Source organism: Nostoc sp., from assembly GCF_036916735.1.
In the GTDB taxonomy this organism is placed as follows: domain Bacteria; phylum Cyanobacteriota; class Cyanobacteriia; order Cyanobacteriales; family Nostocaceae; genus Nostoc.
This window is the reverse complement of sequence record NZ_JBALFV010000121.1, coordinates 14,193-26,646: the sequence shown is the minus strand read 5'-3', so window position 1 is coordinate 26,646 and position 12,454 is coordinate 14,193. Positions and strand designations below refer to the sequence as shown.

Here is a 12,454-nt window from a genome sequence, read left to right as displayed (position 1 = left end):
AAGGACAAAATGATTAAGCCCACCAAGCTGGATCACCGGTGCGGAAGTCGGTTTCAGTCCAAGGGGTCAAAACGATTTTGTCGTCTTTTACATTGGTATGGGCCAAAGGTAAAGACAACGGTGCTGGACCCCGAACCACTTTACCAGTTTCGTCATACTGGGAACCATGACAAGGACACTTAAACTTGTTCTCTGCAACGTTCCAGGGGACGACACAACCTAAGTGGGTGCAGATGGCGTTAATGCCATAATCTTTGATCGCTTCTTTGCTGTCTACCACAATATAGGTAGGATCTCCCTTTAGCCCTTGGACTAGGTTGCGATCGCCTGCATTCCGGTTTTCTAAAAATTTAGAGACACTAACATCGTTACCTAGCTCGTCTTTTGCCGTTGTCCCGCCACCAGCACCACCGGTTGCGGGTGGAATAAAGTAGTTGACAACGGGATACAATGCACCCAGAGCCACTCCAGTGACAGTCCCAAAAGTGAGCAGATTCATGAACTGACGACGCCCCATATCGGGCACGTCTGCTGATTCAGAAAATTGAGCCATAATCTACGCGCTCTTTGTGTATTTTGTTAAGCATTTTGACAAAAGTACTGTACTTGAGGAACTCTTGTCTAAGTCGAAATGCTAGCGCTCACAACGATGCCATACTTCTTTGTTCCAAGATATATCAGGCATCTTTTCTGTTAGCATTACATTTCTTTATATCCTTATCATACTGGAGTCACGGAACTTAACATCATAACTAAATGTAAAATCTGATTGAGAAAAGCTATGACAGGACAGGAATTACATCAGATGTTGCTTGATAAGTGGGGATACTCTTACGATGTCCAGTTTCGACGGGCACAGGGAAAGATATTTTTGCAAGTCATGTGGAAATATCTGGAGCAAGCTTCTTTTCCCTTAAGCGAGGCGGAGTACCAAGAGCATCTTGACACGATTGCTAATTATCTTCATGCATTGGGAGGGTCAACGCAGGTACAAACATATATTAACCAAACACGCGATCGCCCCCGCCTTGGCAAAGCTGTTAGCATTCCTCTAGATTTGGGTGAACGTTCTTCGGAATGGATATTATGACCAAGTTTTTCTTCCTTAATTTAGAATCATCCTAACTCCTCATTTCAGGATAGTAAAACTATGAATTCTCCATTTCCCGGAATGAATCCTTATTTAGAAAATCCTGTGTTTTCGTCAGAAGTACATCATCGATTGATTACAGCTATAGCAGATACTATTGAGGAAAATATTCCCCCACAGTATCGAGTTGCAATTGAACAACGTACTTATTTAAGCGATGACTCAGATTCTGTATTAGTTGGTATTCCTGATGTTTCTATTTTTTCTCAACAAAAATCACAGCAGCAATACTCATCAACTACTACCCAAGCAGAAATGTCAGAAGGCATTACGGTGATGATACCGTTACCTGAACATGTTACGGAAAATTATTTAGAAATTCGAGAAATTTCTACAGGTTTTGTGGTAACTTATATCGAAGTTTTATCTCCTAAAAATAAACGCCCAGGCGAAGGTAGAAAAGCCTATGAACTGAAACGTAAACAAGTTTTAGCTAGTCTTTCTCACTTAATCGAAATTGATTTACTCAGAAGTGGACAAGCCATGTCAGTTTTAGGGGGAACTCCTATAGTAAATTATCAAATTATTGTTAGCAGAAGTGAAACACGTCCTCAAGCTAAATTATACGGTTTTAGCATCAGAGAAACGATTCCCGTATTTCCATTACCGTTACAGTCAGAAGATAAAGAACCGATTGTAGATTTGCAATCTTTATTGCATGGTATATACAATCGTGCTAGATATTACTTAGCAATTGATTATAATAAAGAACCAATACCACCCCTTAAACCAGAAGATGCTGTATGGTCTGATACCCTCTTACGCAAACAAGGGTTAAGGAATAATTAGTAATTGGTAATTGGTTAAAAATTTTTCCTATTCCCTGTCACCTATTCTTATATTATTTACCTGTAAGCTTAACCAGCCCAACACCACCAAAATAAAGCCCTAAAACTGCTCCCGCTAAAAGACTTTGAGTCAGAGGGTCAGTAGAAGGTGTAAGCACGGCTCCTAAAACTACTGCTCCCATAATCACGTAACGCCAACCAGAAACCATTCGTTGAGACGAGACAATATTCAAATTACCGAGCAACAGTTGGATAATCGGAATTTGAAATGCTAAACCAGTGCTGAATAACAGTAGCAACACAAATTCAAAATATTTATCAATTGACCAAAGTTGTTCAACGACATCTGCTCCGTAGCTGATGAAAAATTTCAAAGCTGCGGGAATCAAGAGTAAATAAGCAAATATTAACCCAGCAGCAAATAGTATACTCGAACCCAAAACCACAGGCCCTAGTATACGGCGTTCGCGGCGAGTTAGTCCTGGAAGTACAAATTGGATAATCTGGTAAAGAATGAAAGGACTAGTAAGTATGAGGCCAGTGTAGGCTGCAACTTTGACGGAGACAAAGAAATATTCTCCAGGTGCAAGTTGGAGAAATTTTACTCCTTGTGCTGGAACTTCAAGTAGCTGGACAATCGGCTTAACGGCAAAGAAACAGCCAATAATACCCACCGCTACGGCAATCAGTGAATAGAAAATGCGCTGCCGTAACTCTTCTAGGTGGTCGAAAAGGGACATTTCAACTTCACCTGGCAACTCATCAAGAGGATCGGTGTCTGAGTTGTCATATTCTTCTGGGTCAAGGTTGGGAACGTTTACAGTCTCTACGTCTTGTGAAGGCGTCACGTCGCTTCGCTCCGAATTCAAAATTCAAAACTTGTACTGAGCTTGTCGAAGTATTCAAAATTTGTACTGAGCGTAGCCGAAGTATTCAAAATTAACAATCCCCTAAATTTATTTATGGGCTTGTATATTTTTTTGTTAGTCATCGACCATTTCAGTGACTCAGCACTCTTCATTATTTTATCTGGGGAATGCAGCTAGCAAGATATGTTTTTGAGTAGTGTGGGTTTTTTGTCCTGTTTTTTCGGGTTGCATCTGCATAAATTAGTAGTAAGCCATCTTGTAGGCAATGTTTAACCTACAAAAAGAGTGGAACCGATGATTTAGAAATTACGTCTCTGCGGCTAGTAGCGCTGAGTAAATTGACACAACATCATACAATACTCAGTTTTTGAAATCCGGTTTATCAAGGTGGCACATACATAGTGTAATCGGAAATTTTTGGCTGAGGTTTTATGAATCGGACAATTTGCATTGGACTGATGGCATTGCCTGTGTATTTATACAATGCTCAACTAGGCAATACTTATAGTAGTGACGTGTCAATTGTCGAAAACCAGCTTCCCGTAATAACTGCTCTAGTTGTTTACAACACAAATTCTCAGTTAGACAAATTCCTGTGGCAAATCTCGGCTAGAGATGACCAAACCGAAGATTGTCTTCGCGCTGGTACTTGCAGAGATTAACACTAATGCGTAATTCGTAATTTGTAATATTTCGACTGCGCTCAATACAAGTTTGTAATTTGTAATTTCAGTAATTTCATCATAATACGGAGAGAGTTAATGGTTGTAGGGAATCAGCGCACAGTAGTAGTCACAGGAGCATCAACAGGAATTGGTCAGGCGTGTGCTTTGCTTTTAGACCAGTTGGGCTTCTCTGTTTTTGCTGGCGTGCGTCAAGATATTGATGCTCAAACACTTAAACAGAAAGGATCACAAAGGCTCATTCCGATTTTTTTAGATGTTACTGAGGCTGAATCGATCGCAGTTGCGGTTGCTCAGGTAACAAATGCAGTCGGTGGTGCGGGGATTTTAGGTTTAGTGAATAATGCCGGAATTGCTGTCCCAGGGCCGTTGGAATTATTACCGATCGCAGAATTTCAACACCAAATGCAGGTTAATGTCACCGGGCAATTAGCAGTGACACAAGCATTTCTTGGTCTATTACGCCAGAGTCGGGGTCGAATTGTCAATATGGGTTCTATTGCTGGTAGAAGCCCTATGCCATTTTTGGGCGCTTACAATGCTTCTAAATTTGCCCTAGAAGCACTCACTGATGTGATGCGGATGGAGTTACGACCTTGGGGAATCTCAGTTTCAATTATTGAACCTAGTGCGATCGCTACTCCAATTTGGGAAAAGTCCCTAAGTCAATCTGAAGTGGCACAGCAGCATCTACCCGAAACGGCACAAAATCTCTATGGACAAGCGATGAATATTGTCCGCAAGAAAATGCAGATTATCGCATCTAGAGGAATTTCTGCCGATATTGTCGCTCAAGCTATTCTCCATGCGCTGACTGCAAAACAACCCAAGACGCGTTATCTTGTTGGACAGGATGCCAAAATTGGAGCTGTGCTAAAGCATATTTTGCCCGATAAGATGCACGATCGCGTTATTTTATATTCAATGGGTTTGTAGATTACAAAAAATTGGCGGGAATCCCATTCTTCAAGGGGTAGGAGGGATAGGCGTCCGCCGATTTAGTCATTAGTCATTAGTAATTAAAATTGCTGTAACAGACTCTATATTCAAAAACACTCCAAAATTGTACTCAACAGTACCTTTTTTTGTGTTGGATATTTTTAATATTCATAAGAGTACCTTATTTAAGGTAAGAAATTTTTGCTATTTGTACTTATAGTAGTATTTCTGCTTACTTAAAATTAAATATCAGGATTGCGATGTGCTACACATAACTTATATATGAACAATGATCCTGAATGCTGCTAGTTTAGTTAGTAATTTGGGTGATATGTACTTAAATTAAGGGTTCAATTCCCTAAAACTAATATATTTAGTCAGTAAATTTAGTCATCCCTATTTTTAAGTGAACTCGATTAGTTATGCTCCTAGATTTAGAAAGATTTTATCAGGCTTGCAATCCGAGCAGACCTCTAATCATAGGAAATGCCAGCGATCGCAGGTACTATATCGATTTTGCTGCGGTGCGGGGTGGCAAAATTATCGAAGCTTTACAACGCACGATCGCTAGAATATCGCCAGATGTTCCAACCTGTCAACTATTTACAGGACATCTCGGTTGTGGCAAATCAACGGAGTTGTTGCGGCTCAAAGCTGAATTAGAAGTGCAGCAATTTCATGTAGTTTACTTTGAGTCTACCCATGTCTTAGAAATGGCAGATGTGGATGTGACTGATATTTTGTTGGCGATCGCAGGCCAAGTGAGTCAAAGCCTAGAAGCAATGAAAATTAGGCTAAAACCTACCTATTTTTCCAAGTTGTTTGGTGAACTTGTGGATTTTTTGCAAACGCCAATTGACCTTGGGGTAGAAGCAGAATTGTCTGTGGGGATTGCCAAAATTACAGCTAAAACTAAAGAAAGTCCCCAATTGCGGCGGCGGTTAAGAGATTATCTTGAACCAAGAACAGCAAATATTTTACAGTCAATTAATCAAGAATTGCTCGAACGTGCCAACAAGGAACTGAAAACCAGGGGTAAAAAAGGACTGGTAGTTATTGTTGATAACTTGGATAGAGTCGCAATTCGACCTTTACCATCGGGGCGATCGCTACCAGAATACTTATTTATTGAGCGGGGTGAACAGTTACGCAAACTCAATTGTCATGTAGTCTACACTATTCCCTTAGCCTTAACTTTCTCCAACGATAGCGCCGAACTTCAGCATCGTTTAGGGGGAGGAGTCGCACCAAAAATGTTACCGATGATACCTGTACGTTTGCGCTCTGGGGAGATTTTCACCCAAGGGTTAGCACTGATGCGACAAATGGTACTAGCTAGAGCTTTTCCAGACATTCTGCCTAGCGATCGGTTAGGCTTAATTACAGAGGTGTTTGATAGTTTAGAAACCTTAGATCGATTGTGCCTGATTAGTGGTGGTCATGTACGCGACTTGCTAGGGTTACTGTTTGACTGTCTGCGAGAACAAGATCCACCCTTCGAGCGGGAGTGTGTCGAATTGGTGATTCAAAGACAACGGGATTACCGAGTCAAGGCCATCGACCCTCATGAGTGGGAATTAATCTTTCAGGTGGTGCAACAGCAGAGAGTTAGAGGTGATATAGAATACCACGCCCTATTGCGAAGTTTATTTGTATTTGAATACCGCGATCATCAAGGAGCTTGGTTTGCCGTCAACCCAGTTTTAGCAGAGACAGACAAATTTAAATCATGGTTGAACGACACGCACAAGTAGATATAAAAGCAGCTAACGAGCGGGCTTTACGAAGTTTGGGGAGAGCAATTGCCCTTTCTAACGGTCAATTCTCCCTGGTTTTGGTGTGCTGCAATTATCGAGTTTTGCAAGAGCGAATGCTGCAACGACTCGAAGAACTCTCTTCAGGAGTACACCGAATTCAAAAAGTAGTTCTGTCGCATAATGCTAGAAGCCTTTACACAAGTATTCATTTACAACTGCTAACCGAAGAAAATCCCCCATCGGCGTTGATGATTTTGGGTTTAGAGTCAGTAGATGGACTTGACGATCTACTGAGGTCTATCAATCATATTCGTGATGAATTTCGCAAGCGCCACCCATTTCCGATGATTGTGTGGATGAATGAGGAAGTCTTGCAAAAGGTTGTGCGTTTAGCGCCAGATTTCGCTAGTTGGGCGGCGACACCGATTCGCTTTGAGATGACAACTGAATCATTGTTGCAATTTTTGCAACAGGAAACTGACTCTTTATTTGCCACGGTGTTACCAAGTGATGCTACACAACACCAACCTCCTCAAGTTGCAAAGCATTATTTTACTGTGGAGCAAGTCTGGGAACATAGCTATGAACTCCACTTTGCCATTAGAGAGTTAGATGATCGTGGTATTACTTTAGAGCCAGAATTACACGCTAGTTTAGAATTTGTTTTTGGTTTAGATGATTATATTAGCGATCAGATTAATCCAGCTTTGAACCATTTTCAGCAAAGCTTGCGAGTTTGGCAAAAGCTAGGGGAGATGGAGGGTAAGGGAGCAGGGGAAGCAGGGGAAGCAGGGGAAGCATTTTCTTTTGCTACGCCTCCTAATCGCCCATCTTCACTACTTCTGCGACAGGGAGTTTTGCTATTTTATATTGGGCTATGTTATTGCCGTTTAGCAGAGCAAAATCAAACAGAAAACCGCCGTCATTGGTACACAGCTAAATCTTATTTTCAGCAGTGCTTCACTATCTTACAGGTGGCTGGGCGTCCAGATATAGTTGCTGGATTTATTAGTCAACTCGCTCAAGTTTTACAATATCTGCAAGAGTGGCAGGAATTACAGACGGTTGCTCAAAAGTCTCTGGAGTTGCATCAAACTTATGGTAGTCAAATCCAATTAGCTTGTGACTACGGTTTTCTGGCGCAAGTGGCTGTGCAGCAGTCGCGGTGGGTACAGGCGAGTATATTAGCACACGTATCACTGCTGAAATTAGGTGAGGCGCAAAAGCACAATGACCCTTATAACTGCTTATTTCCATTACTGTTGGGGCAAATTTACTATTTAGTTTTAGCGAAAGCACAGCGAAATTTAGGTGAGTTACAAGTAGCCCGTGAATACTTAGACAAAGCGACAAAAGAATTACCCACAGCCTTAGAAACCAGTGCCCATCAATACGATGCCCATCGTTATATTCGCTTATTGCGGACACTGCGATCGCTTTATTTTGAAGAAGGGCGATATTTAGAAGCATATTACATTCGCCAGAAACGGCGTTCTGTTGAGCAACAGTACGGTTTTCGGGCTTTTATCGGTGCGGGACGCTTGCAACCGCAAAGACAGGCGACAAACCCAGCATTGATGTTACCTTCTGGCAGTAGCAGCGTTGCTTTAGAAATTGCGGCTTCTGGTCGAGAACGTGATATTAATAACTTAATTGGCAGAATTAGTCGCGCCGATCGAAAATTGACGGTGATTCACGGTCAATCAGGGGTAGGTAAGAGTTCTATTGTAACTGCGGGGTTAGTTCCAGCACTACAAAATCGCGCTATTGGCGATCAAATAGCTGTACCTGTAGTACTGCAAGTTTACACCGATTGGGCCCGGGAATTAGGGAAATCGTTAAGTGAAGCGATGTCTAATGACGCATCCCTTGCCATATATGCTGACATCATGGTAGAAACAGCCATTGAATCGGAAGTTTTGCCTTACTTTGTCACACCAATTACCATCGTTAGAATTTTACAACAACTCAAACAAAATGCTGATAACCATTTGATCACAGTTTTAATTTTTGACCAGTTTGAAGAATTTTTCTTTGGTTATAGCGATCGCAATCAAAAGCAAGAATTTGATAAATTTATTAGCGACTGTCTGAATATACCCTTTGTCAAAGTTATTCTTTCTTTACGAGAAGATTATTTACATCGTTTATTAGACTTTAAACATGTTTCCGCACTGGAAGCAATTAATAATAATATTCTCGACAAGCATATTCGCTACCAGTTAAATAATTTTTCGCCAGAATATGCTAAAACAATTATCCGAAAATTAACAGAGCGATCGCAGTTGAATTTAGAGCCTGCTTTAATTGATGCCTTAATCGAAGATTTATCCACAGGATTTGGAGAAGTCCGTCCCATTGAATTGCAAGTTGTAGGAGCGCAAATTCAAGATGAGCGAATTACTACACTAGAAGAATATCAACCATATAGACCAAATAAACTCATCGAGCGATATCTTAAGGAATTGATTAAAGACTGCGGCCCAGAAAATGAACGAGCCGCGTTACTGGTCTTATACTTATTAACAGATGAAAGTAACAACCGACCTTTTAAAACTCGTGCTGAGTTAGCGGCGCAGCTATCAGAATTAGAAGATGCTAGTAAATTAGAGTTAGTATTAGAAATTTTAGTTAGCTCTGGTTTAGTGGTACTATTCCCTGATGTACCAGAACGCTATCAACTGATTCACGATTATTTAGTAGACTTGATTCGCTACTTGCAACAACAAGAATCGAGCTTACAAGTACAACTTAACCAGTTACGCTACAAAGTAGAACAGAGTCAAGCTGAGATTGAACGACTTAAGAGCGAACTTAGCCAAAATGAGCAGCGATCGCAATTAGTAGATCCTTATCCCCAACAGGGTTTGGATTTATTAACAGAATTACGAGAATTACACAAGCGCGAAGAATTAAGTCAGTTAGAAATTGAGCAATTACGAGCTGAACTCAAAGAAAAAGAATTAACAGCTAAACTCGCAGAAAGTCAAAAGAAACAAAGGCTCAGTGAAGCTCAATTAAATCGTTCTTTGAAAATTGCACTTACTGCTTCTGTTCTCGCCATATTGGGATTAAGTGTTTCTATCGTCACAGCAGTAGATAGCGAAATTAAAACCCTCAGCGCATCTAGTGAAGCCTTATTTGCATCCCAAAAAGGTATTGATGCTTTAAAAGAAAGTTTAAAAGCAGGGAGAAAATTACAACAAACAGTCTGGGTAGATTCCAATACTAGAGAGCAAGTACAGACTGCGCTTTATCAAGCAGTTTCCGGGTTAAGAGAATATAACCGCTTGGAAGGGCATATATCTGGGGTAAATAGTGTTACATTTAGTCTTGATCGCTCTTTAATTGCTTCAGCCAGTGCGGATACTACAGTCAAACTTTGGCATCCCGATGGTAGCTTGGTGAAAACGTTATCGGGGCATGAGGATGTAGTTAATAGCGTCAGTTTCAGCCCTGATAGTCAAATCGTTGCTTCTGCCAGTCAAGATAAAACGGTAAAACTTTGGAGTCGAGAGGGTCAACTACTTGCTACTCTATTAGGGCATCAAGGTGTGGTGAATAATGCCAGTTTTAGCCCTGATGGTCAGATTATTGCTTCAGCGAGTAGCGACAAGACGGTGAAACTGTGGAGTCGAGATGGTAAACTGCTCAAAACCTTGCAGGGACATCATGGTGCAGTTTTAAGTGTCGCTTGGTCACCTGATGGACAAACCATTGCTTCCGGAAGTGCTGATAAGACGGTGAAATTGTGGAATCGGGATGGTAAGCTGCTTAAAACCTTCCTCTTACATGATGATGCAGTTAAAAGTGTAGCTTGGTCACCCGATGGTCAAACTATTGCTTCTGCTAGTTTAGACCAGACAATCAAATTATGGAATCTAGAGGGTAAGCTACTACGAACTTTATCGGGGCATAGTGCTGGAGTTACTAGCGTTACTTTTAGCCGTGATGGTAAGACGATCGCTTCGGCTAGTACCGATGAGACAATCAAACTTTGGAGTTCTGAAGGTATGTTGTTGGGAACTCTTAAGGGACATAATAATTGGGTTAATAGCGTCAGTTTCAGCCCAGATGGTCGCACCTTGGCTTCTGCAAGTCGGGACAAAACTATTAAACTCTGGCATTTAGATGATGTGTTATTGCAAAAGCCCAAAGCTAATAATGATGACTGGGTAACTAGCATCAGTTTTAGCCCAGACGATCGCACCTTAGCAGCAGCAAGTCGAGACAAAACTGTAAAACTTTTCAGTCGAGACGGGAAACTGCTCCGTACATTCACGGGGCATCAGGGCGAAGTTTGGGGTGTTAGTTTCAGCCGCGATGGTCAAGTAATTGCTTCAGCTAGTAAAGATAAGACAGTAAAGCTTTGGAGTCGTGACGGTAAACTGCTCAACACCTTGCAGGGTCATAACGATGCCGTCTTGAGTGTTGCTTGGTCGCCTAATGGTCAAGTAATTGCTTCGGCTAGTAAAGATAAAACAGTAAAGCTTTGGAGTCATGACGGTAAACTGCTCAACACCTTGCAGGGACATCAAGATGCGGTGAATTGGGTAAGCTTTAGTCCTGATGGCAAATTGCTAGCCTCAGCCAGCGATGACAAAACAGTAAAAATCTGGAATTTAGCTGGTAAATTGCTATACAACTTAACTGGTCATAGTCGCCGGGTTAATGGGGTTGCTTGGTCACCTGATAGTCAGGCGGTAAGCAAAGCCATGCCCAAAGGGCTTATCGCTTCAGCTAGTATTGATAACACGGTGAAGATTTGGAGCCGGGACGGGAATCTGCTAAATAATCTTACAGGCGATGGTGATAGTTTCATCAGTGTGAGTTTTAGCCCTGATGGTAAAACTTTGGCAGCTAGCAGTGATGACAAAGTAAGGATTTGGAACCGAGAAGGGACATTGCTGATTGCATTAAAAGGCGATAAGCAAGAGTTAACCAGCGTCAGTTTCAGCCATGACGGCAAGACTCTGGCTGCGGGTAGTGGTAATGGCACAGTAATTTTCCAGAATTTGGCAGATATCGAACTGGAAAAATTACTGGCACGGGGTTGCAATTTGCTACATGATTATTTGCAGACTAATCAGAAGGTAATGAAGGGCGATCGCGCCTTGTGTTCTAGTAGGTGATAGCGTATTTGATTATCGAATTTATTTTTTACTTTTACCTTATTATACTAATTTGTTTGCTTGTTCAATTTAATGTACACTATATAAAAATTACCTTTACAACGTTCGCTCATTTACATTCATACTTTCTTCTAAAATTTTACTTATAAGTTGACCGCGAACACTACGCCCTTTTCTACTAGCAGTACCTTGATGTGTATAATAATAATATTGAGCAAACATATTTTTAGATACATCTTCATTCTTCTTTATATATAGTTCTTCTTCTAAAGATTTTAAAGCATCAGCTAAAATTTGTTCTTGAGGTAAATAACTATACTTGTTTTTAATTTTTATTAATTCAACAATTAAAGTAAATAAACTAGACTTCTTTATCCACAAACTATCTGGAGGAAGATTACACCCAATAATTAATTTAGATGCTTCATTAAAATTATTAGACATTAAGTCTTTATTTGAATATTCATTATTGTACTTTTCTACATAGGTCTTTACTTCTTTATCACTAGTAAAATAACCACCTTCTTCTATTGTTGACATAATTAGCAATACATATTCCAGGTCTTTCATCCGAGAAAATTCACCTTCACTAAATACCTCTAAACTTGTAAAAAGAGCATTATTTTCTAGAATATCTTTAGCAGTTGTGATGAACTCCCCTTCGTATAAGGAGTTGCTAATTTCTATTGCATTTAGTGCATATTGTACAGAGTTTATTCTCTTAAAAACTTCTCTAATTTCACTTTCAGGAATTCTTCCTAAATCTCTGACAACAACTGTATAATCAAAAAAATCTGTTTGTTCTTGTGTAGACAATTTTTTAAACTTACTGATATTTTTAATAGTGAATTCTGGTGATGCTGTGACATATTGGTAGATTGTACTTAATCTTTGTTGGCCATCTACTACAAGTGTTTTTGATGTTTGAATATCAAGATCAATTTCACCATCAGCGAGATATATTTCAGGAAAAGGAAGTTTTAATAGAATTGTTTCTATAAATTTCTCTTTATGTGCATTATTCCATACAAGTTTTCTTTGAAAAGATGGAGCAAGTATTAAAGTACCAGTTTTCATCATATTGAATAAATCTAAAACTTTTTTATTAGTCGCAATACCATTTTTACTCATTTTCA

Annotated in this window: 9 protein-coding genes; 6 read left to right on the top strand and 3 right to left on the bottom strand. The window is 40.3% G+C overall.

Annotated features, from left to right (window positions below; genetic code table 11):
• Window positions 1–13: 13 nt before the first annotated feature.
• Window positions 14–553, bottom strand: a complete 540-nt coding sequence (gene petC / locus V7L20_RS29520) for a cytochrome b6-f complex iron-sulfur subunit (RefSeq protein WP_334747487.1) — start codon at window positions 551–553, stop codon at window positions 14–16.
• A gap of 228 nt (window positions 554–781) precedes the next feature.
• Between petC and V7L20_RS29515 the strand changes: the two genes are divergently transcribed.
• Both V7L20_RS29515 and V7L20_RS29510 read left to right on the top strand, forming a co-directional pair.
• The gene (locus V7L20_RS29515; protein ID WP_334747486.1) at window positions 782–1,090 is read left to right on the top strand and encodes a DUF3067 family protein; all 309 of its coding nucleotides are present in this window, start codon (window positions 782–784) and stop codon (window positions 1,088–1,090) included.
• Between the two features lie 60 nt (window positions 1,091–1,150).
• Window positions 1,151–1,939 carry a DUF4058 family protein gene (locus V7L20_RS29510; RefSeq protein WP_334747485.1) on the top strand — a complete coding sequence of 263 codons (789 nt, stop codon included), beginning with the start codon at window positions 1,151–1,153 and terminating at the stop codon, window positions 1,937–1,939.
• A gap of 52 nt (window positions 1,940–1,991) precedes the next feature.
• Here the strand turns inward: V7L20_RS29510 and tatC are convergent, their stop codons facing one another.
• The gene (tatC, locus tag V7L20_RS29505) at window positions 1,992–2,786 is read right to left on the bottom strand and encodes a twin-arginine translocase subunit TatC (protein WP_334747484.1); all 795 of its coding nucleotides are present in this window, start codon (window positions 2,784–2,786) and stop codon (window positions 1,992–1,994) included.
• Window positions 2,787–3,238: 452 nt separating this feature from the next.
• Here tatC and V7L20_RS29500 point away from each other — a divergent pair, with 452 nt between their 5' ends.
• The 4 genes from V7L20_RS29500 (at window position 3,239) to V7L20_RS29485 (ending at window position 11,318) form a co-directional block, all read left to right on the top strand.
• A complete protein-coding gene (locus V7L20_RS29500) occupies window positions 3,239–3,469 on the top strand; it encodes a hypothetical protein (RefSeq protein ID WP_334747483.1) in 231 nt (76 codons plus the stop codon).
• A 99-nt stretch (window positions 3,470–3,568) separates the two neighbouring features.
• Window positions 3,569–4,426 carry an SDR family NAD(P)-dependent oxidoreductase gene (locus V7L20_RS29495; RefSeq protein ID WP_334747482.1) on the top strand — a complete coding sequence of 286 codons (858 nt, stop codon included), beginning with the start codon at window positions 3,569–3,571 and terminating at the stop codon, window positions 4,424–4,426.
• Window positions 4,427–4,851: 425 nt separating this feature from the next.
• A complete protein-coding gene (locus V7L20_RS29490; protein WP_334747481.1) occupies window positions 4,852–6,183 on the top strand; it encodes a P-loop NTPase fold protein in 1,332 nt (443 codons plus the stop codon).
• On the top strand, window positions 6,159–11,318 hold the full coding sequence (locus V7L20_RS29485; RefSeq protein ID WP_334747480.1) for an nSTAND1 domain-containing NTPase: 5,160 nt from the start codon (window positions 6,159–6,161) through the stop codon (window positions 11,316–11,318). The genes V7L20_RS29490 and V7L20_RS29485 overlap by 25 nt, the downstream gene beginning before the upstream one ends.
• 96 nt (window positions 11,319–11,414) lie before the next feature.
• On the opposite strand, the gene V7L20_RS29480 is transcribed toward V7L20_RS29485, so the two are convergent.
• A complete protein-coding gene (locus V7L20_RS29480; protein ID WP_334747479.1) occupies window positions 11,415–12,449 on the bottom strand; it encodes a DUF262 domain-containing protein in 1,035 nt (344 codons plus the stop codon).
• Between the last annotated feature and the right edge of the window lie 5 nt (window positions 12,450–12,454).